Below are 22509 nucleotides of genomic sequence, written 5' to 3' on the forward strand. Positions count from 1 at the left end.
GGTACTTGTCGGTACGGGACGGAAGCGGCCGCTTCCGCGGTCCCTTGACGGTGGTCGCTTGATGGAGGCAGTGATGGGTGTGGCAGCCGGTCCGATCCGTGTGGTGGTGGCCAAGCCGGGGCTCGACGGCCACGATCGCGGGGCCAAGGTCATCGCCCGCGCGCTGCGCGACGCGGGCATGGAGGTCATCTACACCGGCCTTCACCAGACGCCGGAGCAGATCGTCGCCACGGCGATCCAGGAGGACGCCGACGCGATCGGCCTGTCCATCCTCTCGGGCGCCCACAACACGCTCTTCGCCGCGGTCATCGACCTCCTCAAGGAGCGCGACGCCGCCGACATCCTGGTCTTCGGCGGCGGCATCATCCCGGAGGAGGACATCCCGCCGCTGCGGCAGAAGGGTGTCGCCGAGATCTTCACGCCCGGTGCGACCACCACGTCCATCGTGGAGTGGGTGCGGAAGAACGCGCGTCAGCCGGCCGCCTCCGGCTGAGCCCTCCTCACGGGCCGGCCCGGTCGTCCGGGGCCAGCTCGCCCGCCATCGCCGCGCGCAGCCGCAGGGTGGTCGCCAGCCGTTGGAACGCCTCCGCCCAGTAGCCCCCGGCGCCGGGGGAGGCGTCCTCCCGCTCGTCGGGTACGGCCAGCAGACTGTCCAGCCGGGCCGTCTCCGCCGGGTCGAGACAGCGCTCGGCCAGGCCCATCACCCCGCTGAAGCTCCACGGGTAACTGCCCGCGTCCCGCGCGATGTCGAGGGCGTCCACGACCGCGCGGCCCAGCGGTGCCGTCCAGGGCAGCGCGCACACCCCGAGCAGCTGGAACGCCTCCGAGAGGCCGTGCCCGGATATGAACCCGGCCACCCACGCGGCCCGTTCGTCCGCCTCCAGCGCCGCCAGCAGCTTGGCCCGGTCCGCCAGGGACACCGCGCCAGGGCCGCCCGCCTCCGGCGCCGACGGCGACCCCAGCAGCGCCCGCGCCCACCGCGCGTCCCGCTGTCGTACGGCCGCACGGCACCAGGCGGCGTGCAGCTCGGCCTGCCAGCCGTCCGTCACGGGCAGCGCCACGATCTGTTCCGGCGTACGCCCGCCGAGCCGGTCCGGCCAGGTGCCGAGCGGCGCCGCTTCCACCAACTGGCCCAGCCACCAGGACCGTTCACCCCGGCCCGCCGGAGGTCTGGCGGTCACGCCGTCGCGCTCCATGTCCGGGTCGCAGGCGGCCGGCGCCTCCACGACTATCGCGGCCGCGCTGCCGGTGTGGTCCAGGGCCACGCAGGTCGCGGCCCGCTTCGCCATCCGTGCGGCGAGCGCCGATCCGGGCAGGGTGGACAGCAGCTCGGCCGCCGTGGCCCGGACATTGCGGCTGCGGTCGCCGAGCGCCTGCTCGAGGAAGGGCTCGTCGTCGGCCGACAGGCCCGCGCGCAGCGAGTCCAGGAACATCAGCCGGTCCTCGGCCCGTTCCTGCGCCCAGGTCTCCGCGAGCAACTCCCGCGCGAAGGCGGGCGTACGGGCGCGCAGCCTGGTCAGCAGGGCCACCCGCTCCGCGAACAGCCCCTCCTGCCACAGCCGTCGCACCGCCTCCCCGTCCTCGGCGCCGGGCAGGGCCGAGGTGCCCCCGGACGCCGAGCGCTGGGCGAACCGCCAGTCCGGGTTCAGCCGGGCCAGCCACAGGGCCCGCGCGCCCGCGAACTCCAGCGCGGCCGGGCGGAGATCGGTACGGGCGCGGGCCGCGTCCAGCAGGGCCGGCACCGTCTGCGGGGGTGCCGCGTAACCCTGTGCGTTGGCCGCCGCCAGCCACTGGGGGAGGAGCTCGGTCAGGTCGGGGGTGCTGCCACGGCGGCCGCCGCCTCCGCCGGGGCGGTCGGCCAGGAGCAGCGTGAGCCGGTGGGCCGCGGCGGGCGGGAGTGCGGGCCGGGTGTCTTCGGGCGCTGGGTCCGGTCGGGTGCTTACCCGTCCGGGGCGCAGCCCGGCCCGCCGCTGTACGGCTGCCACTGCGGCGGCGTCCAGCAGGGCGGCCGGGGCCTCGCGTCCGGCGGGGGCGACGGGGCCGACGGGGAGGGGGCGGCGGTCGGTGCCGAGGAGGGCGGTGGTGAGGAGGTCGTCCCAGGTGGGCGCCGGGGTCATGGGGTTCCCTTCCGGGCAGGTCTTCGGTGCGGGCGGGGTTTTCAGCACAGGGTCACCGGCTCCGCCGCCCCTTCCGGCCACGCCGTCAGGGGCGTGAAGCCTCGGTGGCCGCACTCGCCGAAGACCTTGAGCGGAGTCCCTCCGGCCAGGGCGACCAGGCGCCACAGGCCCGGACGGGACAGGAACGCCGAGGCCAGCGGCAGCGCCGTGTCCGAGCCGGCGTCGGTCAGGTGCCAGGAGCCGGAGGCGTCGTCCGGGACGGGTACGACCGCGTCCAGGGTGACCGGTACGGACTCCAGCCAGGGGTCTTCGCGGAGCGCTTCGCCGTAGGACGTCAGCGCCTGGGTGGTGGTGATGCCGGGTGGGCGGGAAACGGCGGGGGCCGCCGGGGCGTGCCGCTCGCCGAGGGCGGCCCGGAGCCGGCCCGCGCCGGGGTAGTCGGACAGGTCCGCGTCCAGGGACAGGCCGACCGGGAGGGAGAGTTCGGGGGCACGGCCCGCCGCTCCGAAGGAGAGGAGCAGGCGGGTGTGGCCCGAGGCCGCGCCGTGCAGCCAGATGCGGCGGGTGGTCAGCTTGGCGTCGGCCGTGTCGTACTGCGCGAGCACCTGCCAGTGGTCGCGCACCGGTGACCCGTCCGCCGAGGTGGGCAGGCCGAGTCGGGTGCGGACCGTGGCCGCGAGGGCGTCCGGGAGCCGGTCACGGTGCAGCCAGCCCTGGTCGAGGAGGTGGAGCAGCGCGCACTCCTCCAGCAGCCGGGCCGGCCAGCCCGTACCGGACGCCGGTATGGCCCCCAGCTCCCTTACGCGCGAGGCGAGTCCGGGTGCCTGGGCGTCGACCATGCGGGCCGCCGTCTCCTCCCACAGCCCGTACCCCGCGCGCTCGGCCGAGGCCAGGCCGTCGCGGAGCAGGTCGGCGAGGCGGCGCTCCAGCTCGGTGGCGCCCGCGGTGACCCGTTGGTCCCGCCGCTCCGCACGCCGACGCGCGGCCTCGGGAGCGGCCGCCGAACCAGCCTTGTCCTGCGCCTTCTTGACCTCCGCCCGCCCGCGTCTGCCCGCGAGCCACTGCTCGGCCCAGTCCGGCGCCGCGTCCGAGGCGGGCACCGCGCCCTCGTCCCCCGCCCAGAGCAGCAGCAGTCCCAGCGCGTGCTTGCACGGGAACTTCCGGCTCGGGCAACTGCACTTGTACGCGGGCCCGGCCGGGTCCGACAGGTCCACCACCGTCTGGTACGGCTTGCTGCCGCTGCCCTTGCACAGCCCCCACACCGCCCCCTCCCGGCCGCTGCCCGCACCGGACCACGGCCCCGCCACACCCAGTTTGCTTCCCGCTTTGCGCGACGACGCGTCAGGCGCCAGAGCCAGCACCTGTTCCGCAGTCCGGCGCACCCCCTGCTGAGTCATGCCAACGACGTTAGAACCCCCCACTGACAATCGGTCATGCGAGCACGTTTGAGCAGGTCAGGGTGATTGTCAGTGGGGTGCTGCATGGTGGATGCCAGATGACCCGCGGCCGAGCTGGAGGGGGCCTCAGCCATGACTGTGTCCATGGAACCCACGAACGTCGAACCGATCCCGAGCCAGGCGCCGCAGGAGTTGCGACCGCATGCCGAAGACGCCTTCGCGGCCGAACTCACCGCGCTCGCCGCGCAGGACGACCGGCCGCGCCCGGCCCGCTGGAAGCTGTCGCCGTGGGCGGTCGCCACGTATCTCCTCGGCGGCACCCTGCCGGACGGCACCGTGATCACACCCAAGTACGTGGGCCCGCGCCGCATCGTCGAGGTCGCCGTCACCACGCTGGCCACCGACCGCGCCCTGCTCCTGCTCGGCGTGCCCGGCACCGCCAAGACCTGGGTGTCGGAGCATCTGGCGGCCGCCGTCAGCGGCGACTCCACCCTTCTCGTGCAGGGCACCGCCGGCACCCCGGAGGAGGCCATCCGCTACGGCTGGAACTACGCCCGTCTCCTGGCCCACGGCCCCAGCCGTGACGCCCTCGTGCCGAGCCCCGTCATGCGCGCCATGGCCGAGGGCATGACGGCGCGGGTCGAGGAGCTGACCCGGATACCGGCCGATGTGCAGGACACCCTGATCACCATCCTGTCCGAGAAGACCCTGCCGATCCCGGAGCTGGGCGAGGAGGTGCAGGCCGTGCGCGGCTTCAACCTCATCGCCACCGCCAACGACCGCGACCGGGGCGTCAACGACCTCTCCAGCGCGCTGCGCCGCCGCTTCAACACGGTGGTGCTGCCGCTGCCGGAGAGTGCCGACGCCGAGGTCGACATCGTCAGCCGCCGCGTCGACCAGCTGGGCCGCTCGCTCGACCTGCCCGAGGCGCCCGAGGGCCTGGACGAGATCCGCCGCGTCGTCACCGTCTTCCGCGAGCTGCGCGACGGGGTGACCGCCGACGGCCGGACGAAGCTGAAGTCGCCGAGCGGCACCCTGTCCACGGCGGAGGCCATCTCCGTCGTCACCAACGGCCTCGCCCTGGCGGCCCACTTCGGCGACGGCGTGCTGCGCGCCGGGGACGTCGCCGCGGGCATCCTCGGTGCCGTGGTCCGCGACCCGGCCGCCGACCGGGTCGTCTGGCAGGAGTACCTGGAGACGGTCGTACGCGAGCGCGACGGATGGACGGACTTCTACCGGGCCTGCCGGGAGGTGAGCGCGTGAGCGACGCCCCGCCCCCGGCCGGGGCGTTCGACGCCGGCCCGCTGCTGCTGGGCGTCCGGCACCACGGGCCGGGCTCCGCGCGGGCGGTGCGGGCCGCGCTGGACGCCGCCTCGCCCGCCGTCGTCCTCATCGAGGGCCCGCCCGAGGCCGACCCGCTGATCCCGCTGGCCGCCGACCCCGGCCTGCGTCCGCCGGTCGCCCTGCTCGCCCACGCTGTGGACGAGCCCGGCCGCTCGGCGTTCTGGCCGCTGGCCGAGTTCAGCCCCGAGTGGGTGGCGATCCGGTGGGCCGTCGAGCGGGGGGTCCCGGCCCGCTTCATCGACCTGCCCGCGACCCACAGCCTGGCCTGGGAGGAGGACACCGAACCGGCCGGTGCCGAGGAGGGGGCGGCCGAGCATGCGCGCGTGGACCCGCTCGCCGCCCTGGCCGAGGCCGCCGGGTACGACGACCCCGAGCGCTGGTGGGAGGACGCCGTCGAGCACCGGGGTCCGGGCCGGGACGAGCCGTTCGCGCCGTTCGCCGCGCTGGAGGACGCCATGGGCGCCCTGCGGGAGCGGTACGGCGACGGAGGCCGCCCGCGCGACCTCGCGCGCGAGGCGTACATGCGGCTCCAGATCCGCGCCGCCCGCAAGGAGTCCGGGGACGAGGTGGCCGTGGTCTGCGGCGCCTGGCACGTGCCCGCCCTCCGCGCGAAGGCCACCGTCACCGCCGACCGGGCGCTCCTCAAGGGCCTGCCCAAGCTCAGGACCGACCTCACCTGGGTGCCCTGGACCCACCGCAGGCTGGCCCGCTCCAGCGGATACGGCGCCGGGATCGACTCGCCGGGCTGGTACGCGCACCTGTTCGGTGCGCCGGACCGGCCCGTGGAGCGGTGGCTCACCAAGGTCGCCGGGCTGCTGCGCGAGGAGGACCGGATCGTGTCCTCCGCCCATGTCATCGAGGCGGTCCGGCTGGCCGACACCCTCGCGGTGATGCGCGGCCGCCCCCTGCCGGGCCTCACCGAGACCACGGACGCCGTGCGCGCGGTGCTCTGCGAGGGCTCGGACGTGCCGCTGTCCCTGGTGTACGACCGGCTGGTGGTCGGGGACGTGCTCGGCGAGGTCCCCGAGTCCGCGCCCGCCGTGCCGTTGCAGCGTGACCTGGCCCGTGAGCAGCGCCGGCTGCGGCTCAAGCCGGAGGCGCTGGAGCGCGAGCTGGAGCTGGACCTCCGCAAGGACACCGACGCCGCGCGCGCCCGGCTGCTGCACCGGCTGCGGCTGCTCGGCGTCGGCTGGGGCGAACCGGCCCGCTCGCGCGGGAGCACGGGCACCTTCCGGGAGACCTGGCGGCTGCGCTGGGAGCCTGAGCTGTCGGTACGGATCGCCGAGGCCGGGGTGTGGGGCACCACGGTGCTGGGCGCGGCCACGGCCAAGGCCGAGGCGGACGCGATCGGCGCGCGGGCCCTCGCCGAGGTGACCGCGCTGGCTGAGCAGTGCCTGCTCGCCGGGCTGCCGGACGCGCTGCCCGTGGTGATGCGGGTGCTCGCCGACCGCGCGGCCCTCGACGCCGACGTGGGCCACCTCGCCCAGGCGCTCCCCGCCCTGGTCCGCTCGCTGCGCTACGGCGACGTACGCGGCACCGACACCGGCGCCCTCGCCGACGTCGCGGCCGCCCTCGCGGAACGCGTCTTCATCGGCCTCCCGCCCGCCTGCACCACCCTGGACACCGTCGCCGCCCAGGAGATGCGGGGCCATGTGGACGCCGTGCACGGCGCGGTCGGGCTGCTGGCCGAGACGCTCACCGGGCATGACGAACTCCGGCCGCGCTGGCGGGCCGTGCTGCGCACCCTCTCCCGGCGGGACACCGTGCCCGGTCTCATCCGGGGCCGGGCGGTGCGGCTGCTGCTGGACGACGGGGTGCTGGAGGCCGAGGACGTGGCCCGGCTCATGGGGCTGGCGCTGTCGCCGGGGACTTTGCCCGGTGACGCGGCCGCGTGGGTCGAGGGGTTCGTCGGGGGCGGCGGGGGAGGGCTGCTGCTGGTGCACGACGAGCGGCTGCTCGGGCTGGTCGACGCCTGGCTGACCTCCGTACCCGCCGACGCGTTCACCGACGTGCTGCCGCTGCTGCGCCGCACCTTCTCGGCGTACGAGCCCGGTGTGCGCAGGACCCTCGGCGAGCTGGTCCGGCGCGGTCCGGGCAGCGGCACCGGGGCCACGGCCCACCCGGCGACCTCGCCCGGCTTCGCGCCGGAACCCGACACCGGGCGCGCGGACGCCGTGCTGCCGGTGCTGCGCCTGCTGCTCGGCCTGACGCCCGCGCAGCCGGAACCGATGGACGACAACAGCTACGCGGGGGTGGGTACATGACGACCGGGACGGCACTGCACGACAGCGACGCCGAGCGGCTGCGCCGGTGGCGGCTGGTGCTCGGCGGGGACCAGGCGGACGGCACCGGCGTCGCGCTGTCCGGCCGGGACGCGGCGATGGACGGCACCCTGACCGCGCTGTACGGCAGGGGCGACAAGGCGGGCAAGAGCCCGGCGGGACGGGAGCGTTCGGCAGGGCTCGGCGGTTCGGCGCCCTCCGTGGCGCGCTGGCTCGGGGACATCCGCACCTACTTCCCCTCCTCCGTCGTGCAGGTCATGCAGCGCGACGCCATCGACCGGCTCGGGCTGGCCGCGCTGCTGCTGGAGCCGGAGATGCTGGAGGCGGTGGAGGCCGACGTGCACCTGGTCGGCACCCTGCTCTCGCTCAACAAGGCGATGCCGGAGACCACCAAGGAGACCGCGCGGGCGGTCGTGCGCAAGGTGGTCGAGGATCTGGAGAAGCGGCTGGCGACCCGCACCCGGGCCACCCTCACCGGCGCCCTCGACCGCAGCGCCCGCGTCAGCCGGCCGCGCCACCACGACATCGACTGGAACCGCACCATCGCGGCCAACCTCAAGCACTACCTGCCGGAGTACCGGACGATCGTGCCGGAGCGGCTCATCGGGTACGGGCGGGCCGCGCAGTCGGTGAAGAAGGAGGTCGTCCTCTGCATCGACCAGTCCGGCTCGATGGCCGCGTCCGTGGTCTACGCGTCGGTGTTCGGTGCGGTGCTCGCCTCGATGCGGTCGATCAGTACGCGCATGGTCGTCTTCGACACCTCCGTCGTCGACCTCACCGACCAGCTGGACGACCCGGTGGACGTCCTCTTCGGCACCCAGCTCGGCGGCGGCACCGACATCAACCGGGCGCTCGCCTACTGCCAGTCGAAGATCACCCGGCCCGCCGAGACGGTGGTCGTGCTGATCAGCGATCTGTACGAGGGCGGCATCCGCGACGAGATGCTCAAGCGGGTCGCGGCGATGAAGGCGTCCGGCGTGCAGTTCGTGACCCTGCTCGCGCTCTCCGACGAGGGGGCGCCCGCCTACGACCGGGAGCACGCGGCCGCGCTGGCCGCTCTCGGGGCACCGGCGTTCGCGTGCACCCCGGACCTGTTCCCGGAGGTGATGGCCGCCGCCATCGAGAAGCGGCCGCTGCCCATACCGGACACCGCGTGACAAGGCGGATGCGTGCTCCGGTCGAACAAATGCACCCCACAAGGCACGGCGTGTCAGGGAAAACGGCATCATGTGACAGGTATCACCGCCTGGGTGTGACCCGCGATTTAGAGGCCCCCGGCAACCAGGGATAACCTGCGAGACGGACATGCCGCGCGCTCGGACACCGTGTGCGCACCCCTTGTGACAAGCGGACGTCACGTTGCCCTTCGCGGCACGCCCACGCATCCAACGACCGCGAGATCACTGATAGGGACGGAAGCGCGTGGACCTGTTCGAGTACCAGGCGAGGGACCTCTTCGCCAAGCACGATGTACCGGTGCTGGCCGGTGAAGTCATCGACACGCCTGAGGCGGCGCGCGAGATCACCGAGCGTCTGGGCGGCAAGTCCGTCGTCAAGGCGCAGGTGAAGGTCGGTGGTCGTGGCAAGGCCGGCGGCGTCAAGCTCGCCGCCACCCCGGACGAGGCCGTCGCCCGCGCGACGGATATCCTCGGCATGGACATCAAGGGCCACACGGTCCACAAGGTGATGATCGCCGAGACCGCTCCGGAGATCGTCGAGGAGTACTACGTCTCCTTCCTCCTCGACCGTGCGAACCGCACGTTCCTCGCCATCGCCTCCGTCGAGGGCGGCATGGACATCGAGGAGGTGGCGGCCACCCGCCCGGAGGCCGTCGCGAAGATCGCGATCGACGCCATCGACGGCGTGGACGAGGCCAAGGCCCGCGAGATCGTCGAGGCCGCCAAGTTCCCGGCCGAGGTCGGGGACAAGGTCGTCAACGTCCTGATCAAGCTGTGGGACACCTTCATCAAGTCGGACGCCCTCCTCGTCGAGGTCAACCCGCTGGCGAAGGTCGCCTCCGGTGAGGTCCTCGCGCTCGACGGCAAGGTGTCGCTCGACGAGAACGCCGAGTTCCGTCACCCCGAGTACGAAGAGCTGCACGACAAGGAAGCGGCCAACCCGCTCGAGGCCGCCGCCAAGGCGAAGGGCCTCAACTACGTCAAGCTCGACGGCGAGGTCGGCATCATCGGCAACGGCGCGGGTCTCGTCATGAGCACCCTGGACGTCGTCGCGTACGCCGGTGAGAACCACGGCAACGTGAAGCCCGCCAACTTCCTGGACATCGGTGGCGGTGCCTCCGCCCAGGTCATGGCGAACGGCCTGGAGATCATCCTGGGCGACCCGGACGTCAAGTCCGTGTTCGTCAACGTCTTCGGCGGCATCACCGCCTGCGACGAGGTCGCCAACGGCATCGTCCAGGCGCTGCAGCTCCTGGAGGAGCGCGGCGAGAAGGTCGAGAAGCCGCTCGTCGTCCGCCTCGACGGCAACAACGCCGAGTTGGGCCGCAAGATCCTCACCGACGCCGACCACCCGCTGGTCCAGCGCGTCGACACCATGGACGGCGCGGCCGCGAAGGCCGCCGAGCTGGCCCACGCCGCAAAGTAAGCACTCAGGACGAGGACACCAACACACCATGGCTATCTGGCTCAACAAGGACAGCAAGGTCATCGTCCAGGGCATGACCGGCGCCACTGGCATGAAGCACACCAAGCTCATGCTGGGTGACGGCACCGAGGTCGTGGGCGGCGTCAACCCGCGCAAGGCGGGTCAGACCGTGGACTTCGAAGGCACCGAGGTACCCGTCTTCGGGACCGTCAAGGAGGCCGTCGAGAAGACCGGCGCGAACGTCTCCGTCATCTTCGTGCCGGAGAAGTTCACCAAGGACGCGGTCGTCGAGGCGATCGACGCCGAGATCCCGCTGGCCGTCGTGATCACCGAGGGCATCGCCGTGCACGACACGGCCGCCTTCTGGGCGTACGCCGGCAAGAAGGGCAACAAGACCCGGATCATCGGCCCGAACTGCCCCGGCATCATCACGCCGGGCCAGTCCAACGTCGGCATCATCCCGGGCGACATCACCAAGCCGGGCCGCATCGGCCTGGTCTCGAAGTCCGGCACGCTGACGTACCAGATGATGTACGAGCTGCGTGACCTGGGCTTCTCGACCGCCGTCGGCATCGGTGGCGACCCGATCATCGGCACCACGCACATCGACGCCCTGGCCGCGTTCCAGGACGACCCCGACACCGACCTGATCGTGATGATCGGTGAGATCGGTGGCGACGCCGAGGAGCGCGCGGCCGCGTTCATCAAGGACAACGTGACCAAGCCGGTCGTCGGCTACGTCGCGGGCTTCACCGCGCCCGAGGGCAAGACGATGGGCCACGCCGGCGCGATCGTCTCCGGTTCGTCCGGTACCGCCCAGGCGAAGAAGGAGGCCCTGGAGGCCGCGGGCGTCAAGGTCGGCAAGACGCCGACCGAGACGGCCAAGCTGGCGCGGGAGATCCTGAGCGCCTGACGCTCGGCCCCTTCGGGCAGCACACCGGCGGGCCCGTCCCCTTCGTGGGGGCGGGCCCGCCGCTGTTTTCCGCGCGCGGGGTCATCCGGGCGACGGCACCAGCCGTTCCGGGCCGTTCTCCGCCTCCGCGCGCAGCTTGGCGCGCAGCGACAGCTCGGTCCGCGAGAGCGGGCCGAGGGCGGGGGCCGGGGGTACGCCACGCACGGCCTGGGCGGGGGCGATGGGCGCCTCGTAGTGCGTGGGCGCCGTCCTCAGGGTGAGGCCGGTCGCGCCGATGATGGCGACGGTGAAGGCGATGGCGGCGCGGGTCCAGAAGACGTTGCGGCGCTCGCCGCAGGTGCGGACCGAGTTCGGGGCGTCGGCGCGGAGCCGTTCCGTGGCGGCGAGTTCGGTCAGGCGCCGGTGCAGGGCGTCCGGGTCGGCCAGCTCCGGGACCTGTGCGGCGACGGCCTCGCGGGCGCGGGTCAGCCGGCTCGCCGCCGCCGGGGTGCTCGCCTCGGTCTCGGCCGCCGTCTCGGGGAGGTCGAGGCCGACACCGTCGTACAGCACGAGGGTGCGGCGGTAGGAGGGCGGGAGCCGGAGCAGCGCGTGCAGCAGGGCACGCGCGGACGGGTCGGCGGGCGGGGGCTCGGGGGTGCGGTAGCGGGGGCGGAAGCCGTGCCAGGGGGAGAGGGCGTACTCGTACGCCGTCGCCCGGACCCAGCCGCCGGGGTCCCGGTCGCGGGCCACCTCGGGCCAGCGCTGCCAGGCCAGCTGGAAGGCCCGCTCCACCGCCTCGCGGGCCAACTCCCGCCGCCCGGTGAGCAGATAGGTCTGCCGGACCAGGGCGGGGGCGCAGAACGCGTACAGCGCGTCGAACGACTGATCGGGGGTCAAGGAGGGCGTCTTCGGGATCGCCCCGCCCCGGAGGGAGGCTTCCTGAGTGCCCGTCGGGTTCGTGGTGCGGTCCCGGCGGGCGGTGGTGCTCCGCGTCACAGCTCACCCCTCTGCGTGAAAAGGCACATAAACACATATTGGGCGACACTTCCGGGGTTCGCCTGTTACGCCGGTAAAGCGCGTGTCGTTGGGAGCATGGCGGGCGTGATGCAGCTGACACTCCGTCGCATGTCGTCGTCCCTGCGGTCCCGGATGCGTGATCGTTCACCAGGCCTGGGCGCCGGTCTCGCGGGCGGCGCGCTCGCGGCCGGGCTCGGGCTCGGCGCGTGCGCGGCGCTGGTGATGGTGCTGTGGGTCAGTTCGCCCTACCCGGACAGCGGGCCCGGCGGCGCGCTGCATGTCGCGGCCGCGCTGTGGCTGCTGGCCCACGGGGTCGAACTGGTCCGCGCCGACACGCTCTCCGGGGTGCCCCAGCCGGTCGGGCTGACCCCGCTGCTGCTGCTCGCGCTGCCGGTGTGGCTGGTGTACCGGGCGGCGCGGGACGCCATGGACGCGTCCGACGAACCCGACGGCCCGCCGCCGGTTCCCGCGCGCACCGCGTGGACGGGGGTCGTCCTCGGCTACCTCGGCGTGGGCGCCGCGGCCGCGCTGTACGCGTCCGGCGGTGAACCCCGGCCCGAGTGGCTCTGGGTGACGGTCTGTCTGCCGCTGCTCGTCGGAGGCGCCGCGGGGGTCGGTGTCTGGGCGGGCTGCGGGCGGCCGCACCCGCCTCTCTCGTCCCGGCTGCTGCCTCGCTGGGTACGCGGGCTGCTGTCCGGCGCGGACGCGCTCGGTACGGCGGCCCGCGCGGCCGGAGCGGCCACGTCCGTGCTCACCGGGGGCGGGGCGCTGCTGCTCGGCGCGTCCCTGGTCTGGCACGGGGACACCGCCCGGCTGGCCTTCACCCAGCTGACGGAGGGCTGGACCGGACGGTTCACGGTGCTGCTGCTCGCCATCACCCTGATCCCCAACGCGGCGGTGTGGTCGGCTTCCTATGCCCTCGGCCCCGGCTTCGCGCTCGGCGCCGGGCACATGGTGCACCCCCTCACCTCGGACCCCGCCCCGCTGCTGCCCCCGTTCCCCCTGCTCGCGGCCGTCCCCGACGCGGGCCCCGGCACCCCGCTGAACTGGGCGGTCGCCCTGGTGCCGATCGCGGCCGGGGTGACCGCGGGCTGGTTCGTGGCGTCGGCGGCCGTGACCCCGGCCCGGCCGTGGCTGCACTGGTCGGCGGGGCGGAGCATGGGCGTACTGGCGCTGGCGGCCCTGGCCTGCGCCGTCGTCCTCACCCTGCTCGCCGAACTGTCCGGCGGCCCACTGGGCGCCTCCGCGCTCTCCCGCTTCGGCCCCTACGGCTGGCAGACCGGCCCGGCAGCCGCCCTCTGGCTCGTCCTCCTGGGCACCCCGGTAACCCTGACGGCACGAGCCTGGCGCCTGCACACCCTCCGCCGCAGCGGCGCGCTGCCTTCGCGCAGACCCCGCCCCGCGAAGAAGCCCGGCCGGCTGGCCAGAGCGAAAGCGTCCCGAGCGGCGGAGACGACCCCGAGGCCCGCCGAGCCCACCCCGGAGCCCGAGAAGGATGAGCTGTACGACTTCCTGGAGTCGGACCCCCGCGAAACCGACGCCCTGACCGCGCCGCGCACCCCGACACCCCCGGAAGCCCCGAAAGCTCCGGAAGCCCCGACACCCCCGGAAGCCCCGAAAGCCCCGTCTCCGCCCCGGCCCCCTGAACCGGCCGGCACCTTCCCGCACCAGAGCCCCGACGAGCCCGAAGCCCCCGAAGCGGCGGCAGCGCCCCACAACCCCGAGGCCCCCGAGGTCGCCGAGGCCCTGACCCTGAGCCGAACCCCGGCCCGAACCCCGGAAGCCCCCGAGGGCACCCCGGACCCGGCTCAGCCGGACTCCTCCACCTGAGCCCCCCGGCCCGCCCCGCCGAAGCCGGGCGCAGCGCCCCTCAGGAGTTCGTCGACCCCAGCACTCCCCGCAGGTTCTCCGGCAGGAGCTGGTCGCAGGACTGTTTCGACTGCTGGGTCAGGGCGTCGTTCACGCACGTGTAGTAGTCGCGGTAGACCAGCTGGACGGTGAAGACCGCGCCGACCAGGACGAGGGCGAGGGCGGCGGTGACCATGCCGGCGATTGCCGCCGTGGTCCGGGGGCGGACGCTCTGGAGGGCGGCGGGCTCGTCGGGGGAGGGCGTGCGGGGCTTGGCCCGCAGGGAGCTGCCGCCCCAGTAGAGGGCGAGGGCGCCCAGGAGGAGGGAGACGTAGGGCCAGCCGAGGAGGACGAAGAAGACGGCCCACATTCCGGACAGCAGTGCGTACCGCGCACGGCGCTGGGCCGGGTCCGTCGGGTCCCAGCGCTGCTTGCCGCTGCCGCCGCCCTGGCCCTCGGGGCCGGAGCCGGGGCGCTCGCCGAAGCCGCCGGGGGCGCCGCCGGGCTGGCGGTCGCTCCACTGGCTGCCCCAGCGCGAGTCGTCGGAGCCGCCCTCGGGGTGGCGCGGGCGCCAGGGCTGGTCGGGGCGGTCCTCGGGCGGGGGCGCGTAGGGGTTGTCGTCCTGCTGGTCACCGCCCCGGTCGTCGTCGCGGCCGCCGGAGGGCGCCTGGGGCGGCGAGGTCGGCCGCTCCCGCAGCAGGACAACGCCACGCTCGCCCTCCTGGCCGGTCAGCGGCGGGAACGTGAGGAGTCGCGGGCTGCGATCGGGCATCAAAGGAGCGTCTTCCCCTAGGTGGTTCAAAGTCCGACGTGAGCTGTCATCCCGTGAACGCGCCGCACGACGACCGCGTTCCCGAGCCGGCTCGTCCAGAACGCTACCTTCCGGCCACGCCCCCGTCCCGTGGGGGCCGTCCGGAGTGCCGGTATCGTTGCTGGCGGCCGGCCGCTTCGTAGACTTCCCCGTATGGCGGGACGCGAAGCATTCGTAGAACCCTACAAACGCCGGCCGGACACATCGCCGTCCCGAGAAAGGGCCCCATCGTGGCCGCCAACCCCGCCGGTCCAGCGGTCCGGCGACTCGTCGTGCTGGTCTCCGGTTCCGGCACCAATCTCCAGGCCCTGCTGGACGAGATCGAGCGCGTCGGAGCCGAGGCGTACGGCGCGCGGATCGTCGCCGTGGGGTCCGACCGCGACGGCATCGAGGGGCTGGCCCGCGCCGAGCGCGCCGGGCTGCCCACCTTCGTGTGCCGGGTGAGGGACCACGCGAGCCGCGAGGAGTGGGACGCGGCCCTCGCCGGGGCGGTCGCCGCCCACGACCCGGACCTCGTGATCTCGGCCGGGTTCATGCGAATCGTCGGCAAGGAGTTCCTGGCGAGGTTCGGCGGGCGGTTCGTCAACACCCACCCGGCCCTGCTGCCGAGCTTTCCGGGGGCCCACGGCGTACGGGACGCGCTCGCGTACGGCGCCAAGGTCACCGGCTGCACCGTCCACTTCGTCGACGACGGCGTCGACACCGGGCCGGTCATCGCGCAGGGCGTGGTGGAGATCCGGGACGAGGACGACGAGAGCGCGCTGCACGAGCGCATCAAGGACGTCGAGCGAAGGCTGCTCGTCGAGGTCGTGGGGCGGCTCGCCCGTAACGGCCATCGCATTGAGGGACGAAAGGTAGTTATCCCGTGACCGCCACCGCCGAGAGCACCAAGCGGCCCATTCGCCGGGCGCTCGTCAGCGTCTACGACAAGACCGGCCTGGAAGACCTCGCGCGCGGGCTGCACGAGGCCGGGGTGGAGCTCGTCTCCACCGGGTCCACCGCAGGCCGTATCGCCGCAGCGGGCGTCCCCGTCACAGCGGTCGAGGAGCTGACCGGCTTCCCCGAGTGCCTGGACGGCCGGGTCAAGACCCTGCACCCCAAGGTGCACGCGGGCATCCTCGCCGACCTGCGCCTGGACAGCCACCGCGAGCAGCTCGACGAGCTGGGCGTCACGCCGTTCGACCTGGTCGTGGTCAACCTGTACCCGTTCCGGGAGACCGTCGCCTCCGGCGCCTCGCCCGACGAGTGCGTGGAGCAGATCGACATCGGCGGCCCGTCCATGGTCCGCGCCGCCGCCAAGAACCACCCCTCGGTCGCCGTGGTCACCAGCCCCGAGCGGTACGCCGACGTCCTCGGCGCCGTCAAGGACGGCGGCTTCGACCTCGCCACCCGCAAGCGGCTCGCCGCCGAGGCGTTCCGGCACACCGCCGCGTACGACGTGGCCGTCGCCGACTGGTTCGCCACCGAGTACGCCCCGGTCGACGACTCCCCCTTCCCCGACTTCCTCGGGGACACCTGGGACCGCGCGCACACCCTGCGCTACGGCGAGAACCCGCACCAGCCGGCCGCGCTGTACGTCGAGCCGGGCGCGCAGGGCCTCGCGCAGGCGGAGCAGCTGCACGGCAAGGAGATGTCGTACAACAACTACACGGACACGGACGCCGCCCGCCGTGCCGCGTACGACCACGACGAGCCCTGCGTGGCGATCATCAAGCACGCCAACCCGTGCGGCATCGCGGTCGGCGCGGACGTGGCCGAGGCGCACCGCAAGGCGCACGCCTGCGACCCGCTGTCCGCGTTCGGCGGGGTCATCGCGGTGAACCGGCCGGTCAGCAAGGAAATGGCCGAGCAGGTCGCGGAGATCTTCACCGAGGTCATCGTGGCGCCGGACTACGAGGAGGGCGCGCTGGAGGCCCTCGCCCGGAAGAAGAACATCCGGGTGCTCAAGGCCCCGCACGGGCCCGCCGCCACCGTCGAGATCAAGCCGATCGACGGCGGGGTGCTGGTCCAGGAGGCCGACCGGCTCCAGGCGGACGGGGACGACCCGGCCAACTGGACGCTGGCCAGCGGTGACGCGCTCTCCCCGGCGGAGCTGGCCGAGCTGGCCTTCGCCTGGAAGGCGTGCCGGGCGGTGAAGTCCAACGCGATCCTGCTCGCCAAGGACGGCGCCTCGGTCGGCGTCGGCATGGGCCAGGTCAACCGCGTCGACTCCTGCAAGCTGGCTGTCGAGCGGGCGGGCGAGGAGCGGGCCCAGGGCGCTTTCGCGGCCTCCGACGCCTTCTTCCCGTTCCCGGACGGACCGCAGATCCTGATCGACGCCGGGGTGCGCGCCATCGTGCAGCCGGGCGGCTCGATCCGGGACGAGCAGGTCGTGGAGGCCGCGAAGGAGGCGGGCGTGACCATGTACTTCACGGGCACGCGGCACTTCTTCCACTGAGCTGCACCCGGGCGTGAAAAAGGCGGCCGCCCGCTCCCCTCGCGGAAGGGGAGCGGGCGGCCGCCTGTCGTACGGTGCCTACTTGCTGCGGATGACGATCGTGCCGCAGACCTTGTCGGAGAAGGTCTGGCGCTTGGAGTCCCAGGCCGGCCACAGGTAGCCGAGGTAGCAGGGCAGGCTGTCGAGGAAGTGCGCCAGCTGGCGCACGAACGCCATGCCGCCGCCGATCGTCTGGCCCGTGTCCTCCTTGAGGGTGCGGATGCCGACCACCTTCTTGCCGATGGTCTGGCCCGTGCTGCCCTCCCTGATGATCTGCCAGATGAACAGGCCGAGCAGCGCGAGGAAACCGATGATCGACAGCACCGGCGCGTTCTTGGCACCAGCGACCAGCAGGCCGTACGGCACCGCGTAGATCAGCATGTCGACCAGCTTGGCCAGGAACCGCTGGCCCCAGTTCGCGTACGGGGGCTGCGTGCCGTAGCCGGCCTGCTGCGGGTAGCCGGGGTAGCCGTAGCCCGCCTGCTGCGGGACCGGGGGCGCCTGCGGGTAGCCGTAACCCGGCTGCTGCGGCACGCCCTGCGGCGCCTGCGGGTAGCCGGGCTGCTGCGGCTGCCCGTACCCCTGCTGGGGGTCCTGCGGCTGACCGTAAGGGTTTTGGGGCGAGCCGAAACTCATGGCTGGTTTCCTCCGTTGAACTGCGGGGACGACACGGAACGCACGGAGGAACGTCAAGATCTGAGCGGTTTGCCCCCCACCGGACCGCGATGTATGCGCCGTTCATCGTTGTGGAGCCACAACTCCTTGTCCAGCCGCATTCCCGATGTGTTGTGCAAGTGCAACATCAACGATCATCGGCGGACATCTGGGACGCGACGGTGGCGCAGCCCACGCGGACCGGATTGGAACCGGGGGCCGGTCATCCGCGAGGATGGGTGCATGACCGCCCAGATTCTCGATGGCAAGGCCACCGCAGCCGCGATCAAGTCCGATCTGACCGCCCGCGTGGCGGCGCTGAAGGAGAAGGGAATCACGCCCGGCCTCGGCACCGTCCTGGTCGGTGAGGACCCCGGCAGCCAGAAGTACGTCGCGGGCAAGCACCGCGACTGCGCCCAGGTCGGCATCTCCTCCATCCAGCGCGAGCTGCCCGCGACGGCCACGCAGGAGGAGATCGAGGCGGTCGTCCGCGAGCTGAACGAGGACCCCGACTGCACCGGCTACATCGTCCAGCTCCCGCTGCCCAAGGGCATCGACGAGAACCGCATCCTCGAGCTGATGGACCCGGAGAAGGACGCCGACGGCCTCCACCCGATGAACCTCGGCCGCCTGGTCCTCAACGAGCCCGCCCCGCTGCCCTGCACCCCCAACGGCGTGCTCACCCTGCTGCGCCAGTACGGCGTGGAGACCAAGGGTGCCGAGGTCGTGGTCGTCGGCCGCGGTGTGACCATCGGGCGCTCGATGCCGCTGCTGCTCACCCGGCGCAGCGAGAACGCCACCGTCACCCAGTGCCACACCGGCACCCGTGACCTCGCCTTCCACCTCAAGCGGGCCGACATCGTCATCTCGGCCGCCGGTGCCCCGCACCTGATCCGCGCCGAGGACATCAAGCCGGGCGCGGCCGTGCTGGACGTCGGCGTCTCCCGCAACGCCGAGGGCAAGATCGTCGGCGATGTCCACCCGGACGTCGCCGAGGTCGCCGGGTGGATCTCCCCGAACCCCGGTGGCGTGGGCCCCATGACCCGCGCCCAGCTGCTGGTCAACGTCGTGGAGGCGGCGGAGCGCCGTGCCGGCTGAGGATTCCGGGGAGCCGCAGGTGCGGGACGCGATCAGCGCGCCCGACGCGCAGGGGCGTACGAGGCGCATCACCCGCCGCTTCCCGCTGTTCACCAAGGACACCGCGCGCCCCGAGGGCGGCGGCCGGGCCGCGGCCGGTGACGCCCCGGCGCCCGCGCGGCAGTGGCCCATGCTCGTCGTGCTCTCCACGGCCGGCCTCGGCCTGCTGCTGATCGCCTTCGACCTGACCCGCGTCGGCCTGCTGCTGATGGGCGCCGCCCTGCTGGCGGGCGGCGCCCTGCGCTGGACGCTCCCCGGCGTCGGCATGCTGGCCGTCCGCTCCCGGTTCACGGACATCGTCACCTACGGGGTGCTGGGCCTCGTGATCGTCCTGCTGGCCCTGATGGCGCAGCCCGATCCCCTGCTGCAGCTCCCGTTCCTGAAGGACACCCTGCACTTCACGGTGGCCAACTAGCCCTTGAGGCAAGGCCGGTGGCTCGCCCCCACCCCCGATCAGGGGCGAGCCACCGGGACTTCACCCTGGCGGCCGTCGTGCGTGCCGGGCAACGCCTGTCCGTGCGCTGTGGCACGGAGGTGACCGTTCCGCCACCGTGTCCGCGCCCTGCCACAGCCGGGCAATCGACGCCGGAACAGGGGCAGTTCGCCGGATACGTTACGAAGGCGCCCCTCCCTCGGCCTCCCGCGGGCTACCGTGGAGCGGGGGCGGTGGCGTGACGCGGGGAGGCGTCGCGGTGCCTGCCGGGGGAGGAACGAGGGGGGAACCATGGCTCGTTGGAAAGCGCTGCCGGACGATCTTGATCCGCAGATCGGGGAGTTCACCGGCCAGTTGCGGCGGCTCGTGGACCAGGGTGGTCTGAGCGTCGCCGCGCTGGCCGACCGCACCGGGTACAGCAAGACGTCCTGGGAGCGGTATCTGAACGGGCGGCTGCTCGCGCCCAAGGGGGCGATCGTCGCGCTCGCCGAGGTCACCGGGACCAGTCCGGTCCACCTCACCACCATGTGGGAGCTGGCCGAACGCGCCTGGAGCCGCGCGGAGATGCGGCACGACCGCACCATGGAGCAGATCCGGATCACCCAGGCCCGCGCCGAGCTGGGCGACTTCGGCGGGGCACGGGCCGAGGCGGAAGCGGCGGGCGGCGTCCGGACCGCACGCGCGGGGACGGGGGCGGCCGGTGCTCCGCCGGTGATCCCGCCCCAGCCGAGGGCGGGGGAGGGGGACGCCCGGAACGCCGGGCCTTCGCGCACGGTGGCCGGCGAGCCTCATGAGGGCAGGCGCCGGCTGCTGCTCTTCCTCGCGGGCGCCGTGGCCGTACTCGTCGTCATCGGTGGTGTCTTCCTGCTCACCGGCCGGGGTGACGGGGGTGAGAAGCCGGACGCGGCCAAGTCCCCCTCGCCGTCCGCCACCGGCGCCGCCGATCTCCCGCCCGGCGTGAAGTGTGTGGGCTCCGGCTGCGCGGGCAAGGACGCCGAGGCCATGGGATGCAGCGGCGACCTGGTGACCACCGCCAAGACCGCCACCGTCGGCGCCGCCACGCTGGAGGTCCGCTACAGCAGGACCTGCGGCGCGGCCTGGGGCCGGATCACCGGCGCCGCCCTGGGCGACCAGGTGCGCATCACGGCGGGCAGGACGGCCGAGCGGGGTGACACCGCCGCCGGGGACACCTTCGCGTACACGCCGATGGTCGCCGTCGGCGGCGCGGGCGAGGCCGAGGCGTGTGTGACCCTGGCGGCCGGGCGGACCGGCTGCACGAAGTGAGCGAGTTTTCCGGCGACGGACGCATGGGACGCCGGAACCGGGGCACGCGGACAAGTACCCCCCACGGGAGTCCGGCGAGCCGGTACCCCCACCGGCGGCCGCCTTCGTCCTCCTCTCCCGGACGGGCGGCCGCCGCCGTGTGTGGCGGCGGGCCCGCGAAGTCGCGCTGTGGGGCGGGCCACAGGGCCCCGGACGTCCGGCATGCCGGATGCGCGATAGCCTGACCGCTGATCTCTCTTGATGCCAAGAGATCGATCATCCGCCCGGGGCAGCGACGCCCCACCGCCAGCTGTCATACGGAGAACGCCATGACCCGCACTCCCGTGAACGTCACCGTCACCGGCGCGGCCGGCCAGATCGGTTACGCCCTGCTCTTCCGCATCGCCTCCGGCCAGCTGCTCGGCGCGGACGTGCCGGTCAACCTCCGCCTCCTCGAGATCACCCCCGCGCTCAAGGCGGCCGAGGGCACGGCCATGGAGCTGGACGACTGCGCGTTCCCGCTGCTGAGCGGCATCACGATCACCGACGACCCGAACGTCGCCTTCGACGGCACCAACGTCGCCCTCCTCGTCGGCGCCCGCCCCCGCACCAAGGGCATGGAGCGCGGTGACCTGCTGGAGGCCAACGGCGGCATCTTCAAGCCGCAGGGCAAGGCCATCAACGACAACGCCGCGGACGACATCAAGGTCCTCGTCGTCGGCAACCCGGCCAACACCAACGCGCTCATCGCGCAGGCCGCCGCCCCGGACGTACCGGCCGAGCGCTTCACCGCGATGACCCGCCTCGACCACAACCGCGCGCTGACCCAGCTGGCGAAGAAGACGGGCACCCCGGTCTCCGAGATCAAGCGCCTGACGATCTGGGGCAACCACTCCGCGACCCAGTACCCGGACATCTTCCACGCCACGGTCGCGGGCAAGAACGCCGCCGAGGTCGTGAACGACGAGCAGTGGCTGGCCGACGACTTCATCCCGACCGTCGCCAAGCGCGGTGCCGCGATCATCGAGGCGCGCGGCGCCTCCTCGGCCGCCTCCGCCGCCAACGCCGCCATCGACCACGTGTACACCTGGGTCAACGGCACCGACGAGGGCGACTGGACCTCGATGGGCATCCCGTCGGACGGCTCCTACGGCGTCCCGGAGGGCCTGATCTCGTCCTTCCCGGTCACCACCAAGGACGGCAAGTACGAGATCGTCCAGGGCCTGGACATCAACGAGTTCTCCCGCGCCCGCATCGACGCCTCCGTGCAGGAGCTGGCGGAGGAGCGCGACGCGGTCCGCGGTCTCGGCCTCCTCTGAGCCCCATAAGCACGAGTGACGGGCCCCCTCCGGTCTTCCGGACGGGGCCCGTTCCCGTGTCCCGCCTACTCCAGGCCGCGCTTGCCCGGCGCCCAGAACGGCTTGGTCAGCACCGAGCGCCGGTCCCAGCCCGCGTCCCGCAGCACATGCCGTACCGCCTGCACGGTGCGCGCCTCACCGGCGACGTACGCCACCCCGCCCGGCGCGGGCGCCAGCCGGCCCACCGCCTCGGGCAGCGGGACCTCACCGCGCAGCACCCAGTCGAGCCGTCCCGCCTGGGCCAGCGGGAGCCGGTCGGCCGCCGTGCCGGTCTCCACGCAGCCCGAGACCCGTGCCCCGGCGGGCAGCGCGGCGAGCATCGCGCCGAAGGCGACGGACGCCGTCTCGTCCCCGACGAACACATGGTGCGCGGCGTCCGGGCGCAGCGTGAACGAGCCCTCCGGCTTGCCCATCCGCACCTCGTCGCCGACCGTGGCCTCGCGCGCCCAGCGGGCGCCGGGCCCGTCCCCGGCGTGGTCCAGCACGCACAACTCGACGGCACCGGACGACTCGTAGCGCCACACCGAGTAGGTGCGCCGGGTGAGCGCGGAGCCCACCAGCACCCGGACCTGTTGTCCGGGCAGCACGTCGAGCCCGGCCAGCGCGTCGCCCTCGATCCGCAGGCGCCGCATCCGCGCGGTGAACCGTTCCACGGCGGTCACGGTGCCCCGGAGCATCAGCAGATCGAGGACAGGGTTCAGCAGCGCGGGCATGCACGGCTCCTAGAAGTGGACAACTCGGGTCTACCGGACCGGAGTTGATCATCGGTGGGGGGAGGGCGATGCTACGCGCTCCGGGGCGGGGGAGCGCACGGGGCGGGTACGGTTCCGGCCGCCCCGGTGAAACCGGCGTAGCGCGGATTCGGGTTTCCTGACC

General features: G+C 73.4%; 19 protein-coding genes. 13 read left to right on the plus strand and 6 right to left on the minus strand.

Going from position 1 to position 22509, the window contains the following annotated elements:
* Nucleotides 1-73 precede the first annotated feature (73 nt).
* Nucleotides 74-493 carry a cobalamin B12-binding domain-containing protein gene (locus ACIGA3_RS26790; RefSeq protein WP_399720425.1) on the plus strand — a complete coding sequence of 140 codons (420 nt, stop codon included), beginning with the start codon at nt 74-76 and terminating at the stop codon, nt 491-493.
* Between the two features lie 7 nt (nt 494-500).
* Here ACIGA3_RS26790 and ACIGA3_RS26795 read toward each other — a convergent pair whose 3' ends face one another.
* Complete coding sequence (locus ACIGA3_RS26795; RefSeq protein ID WP_399720428.1) at nt 501-2117, minus strand: DUF5691 domain-containing protein; 1617 nt, start codon at nt 2115-2117, stop codon at nt 501-503.
* A 41-nt stretch (nt 2118-2158) separates the two neighbouring features.
* Nucleotides 2159-3514, minus strand: a complete 1356-nt coding sequence (locus tag ACIGA3_RS26800; RefSeq protein ID WP_399720431.1) for an SWIM zinc finger domain-containing protein — start codon at nt 3512-3514, stop codon at nt 2159-2161.
* Between the two features lie 132 nt (nt 3515-3646).
* Here ACIGA3_RS26800 and ACIGA3_RS26805 point away from each other — a divergent pair, with 132 nt between their 5' ends.
* The 5 genes from ACIGA3_RS26805 to sucD all read left to right on the plus strand — a co-directional run bounded on the left by ACIGA3_RS26805 (nt 3647) and on the right by sucD (nt 10657).
* Nucleotides 3647-4777, plus strand: coding sequence for an AAA family ATPase (locus tag ACIGA3_RS26805; protein ID WP_399720434.1), 1131 nt, complete (start codon nt 3647-3649; stop codon nt 4775-4777).
* Nucleotides 4735-7122 carry a DUF5682 family protein gene (locus tag ACIGA3_RS26810; protein ID WP_399720437.1) on the plus strand — a complete coding sequence of 796 codons (2388 nt, stop codon included), beginning with the start codon at nt 4735-4737 and terminating at the stop codon, nt 7120-7122. The genes ACIGA3_RS26805 and ACIGA3_RS26810 overlap by 43 nt, the downstream gene beginning before the upstream one ends.
* Entirely contained in the window at nt 7119-8297 is a 1179-nt protein-coding gene (locus tag ACIGA3_RS26815; protein WP_399720440.1) for a VWA domain-containing protein, read from the plus strand. The genes ACIGA3_RS26810 and ACIGA3_RS26815 overlap by 4 nt, the downstream gene beginning before the upstream one ends.
* A 265-nt stretch (nt 8298-8562) precedes the next feature.
* Nucleotides 8563-9744 (plus strand): ADP-forming succinate--CoA ligase subunit beta, encoded by a 1182-nt coding sequence (gene sucC, locus ACIGA3_RS26820; protein ID WP_399720443.1) that lies wholly within the window; start codon nt 8563-8565, stop codon nt 9742-9744.
* Nucleotides 9745-9772: 28 nt separating this feature from the next.
* The gene (gene sucD, locus ACIGA3_RS26825; RefSeq protein ID WP_399720446.1) at nt 9773-10657 is read left to right on the plus strand and encodes a succinate--CoA ligase subunit alpha; all 885 of its coding nucleotides are present in this window, start codon (nt 9773-9775) and stop codon (nt 10655-10657) included.
* 81 nt (nt 10658-10738) lie between these two features.
* Here the strand turns inward: sucD and ACIGA3_RS26830 are convergent, their stop codons facing one another.
* Nucleotides 10739-11632: a sigma factor-like helix-turn-helix DNA-binding protein gene (locus ACIGA3_RS26830; protein WP_399720449.1), complete on the minus strand. Its 894-nt coding sequence runs from the start codon at nt 11630-11632 to the stop codon at nt 10739-10741.
* Between the two features lie 96 nt (nt 11633-11728).
* Between ACIGA3_RS26830 and ACIGA3_RS26835 the strand changes: the two genes are divergently transcribed.
* On the plus strand, nt 11729-13483 hold the full coding sequence (locus tag ACIGA3_RS26835; protein ID WP_399720452.1) for a DUF6350 family protein: 1755 nt from the start codon (nt 11729-11731) through the stop codon (nt 13481-13483).
* 40 nt (nt 13484-13523) lie between these two features.
* Here the strand turns inward: ACIGA3_RS26835 and ACIGA3_RS26840 are convergent, their stop codons facing one another.
* Nucleotides 13524-14273, minus strand: coding sequence for a hypothetical protein (locus ACIGA3_RS26840; RefSeq protein ID WP_399720455.1), 750 nt, complete (start codon nt 14271-14273; stop codon nt 13524-13526).
* A 269-nt stretch (nt 14274-14542) separates the two neighbouring features.
* Here ACIGA3_RS26840 and purN point away from each other — a divergent pair, with 269 nt between their 5' ends.
* Together purN and purH are read left to right on the plus strand one after the other, a co-directional pair.
* Nucleotides 14543-15181, plus strand: a complete 639-nt coding sequence (gene purN, locus ACIGA3_RS26845) for a phosphoribosylglycinamide formyltransferase (protein WP_399720458.1) — start codon at nt 14543-14545, stop codon at nt 15179-15181.
* Nucleotides 15178-16749, plus strand: coding sequence for a bifunctional phosphoribosylaminoimidazolecarboxamide formyltransferase/IMP cyclohydrolase (gene purH, locus ACIGA3_RS26850; RefSeq protein ID WP_399720460.1), 1572 nt, complete (start codon nt 15178-15180; stop codon nt 16747-16749). The genes purN and purH overlap by 4 nt, the downstream gene beginning before the upstream one ends.
* A 78-nt stretch (nt 16750-16827) precedes the next feature.
* Here purH and ACIGA3_RS26855 read toward each other — a convergent pair whose 3' ends face one another.
* Entirely contained in the window at nt 16828-17424 is a 597-nt protein-coding gene (locus tag ACIGA3_RS26855) for an RDD family protein (protein WP_399720462.1), read from the minus strand.
* A gap of 261 nt (nt 17425-17685) precedes the next feature.
* Here ACIGA3_RS26855 and ACIGA3_RS26860 point away from each other — a divergent pair, with 261 nt between their 5' ends.
* From ACIGA3_RS26860 to ACIGA3_RS26875, 4 genes are all read left to right on the plus strand, one after another.
* A complete protein-coding gene (locus ACIGA3_RS26860) occupies nt 17686-18540 on the plus strand; it encodes a bifunctional methylenetetrahydrofolate dehydrogenase/methenyltetrahydrofolate cyclohydrolase (protein ID WP_399720465.1) in 855 nt (284 codons plus the stop codon).
* A complete protein-coding gene (locus tag ACIGA3_RS26865; protein WP_399720467.1) occupies nt 18530-18994 on the plus strand; it encodes a DUF3017 domain-containing protein in 465 nt (154 codons plus the stop codon). The genes ACIGA3_RS26860 and ACIGA3_RS26865 overlap by 11 nt, the downstream gene beginning before the upstream one ends.
* Before the next feature lie 309 nt (nt 18995-19303).
* Nucleotides 19304-20296 (plus strand): helix-turn-helix domain-containing protein, encoded by a 993-nt coding sequence (locus ACIGA3_RS26870; RefSeq protein ID WP_399720470.1) that lies wholly within the window; start codon nt 19304-19306, stop codon nt 20294-20296.
* Nucleotides 20297-20604: 308 nt separating this feature from the next.
* Nucleotides 20605-21594: a malate dehydrogenase gene (locus ACIGA3_RS26875; RefSeq protein ID WP_399720472.1), complete on the plus strand. Its 990-nt coding sequence runs from the start codon at nt 20605-20607 to the stop codon at nt 21592-21594.
* A 65-nt stretch (nt 21595-21659) separates the two neighbouring features.
* Here ACIGA3_RS26875 and ACIGA3_RS26880 read toward each other — a convergent pair whose 3' ends face one another.
* The gene (locus ACIGA3_RS26880; RefSeq protein ID WP_399720475.1) at nt 21660-22346 is read right to left on the minus strand and encodes a siderophore-interacting protein; all 687 of its coding nucleotides are present in this window, start codon (nt 22344-22346) and stop codon (nt 21660-21662) included.
* Between the last annotated feature and the right edge of the window lie 163 nt (nt 22347-22509).

This window comes from Streptomyces sp. NPDC085596, assembly GCF_044541565.1.
Taxonomy (GTDB): domain Bacteria; phylum Actinomycetota; class Actinomycetes; order Streptomycetales; family Streptomycetaceae; genus Streptomyces.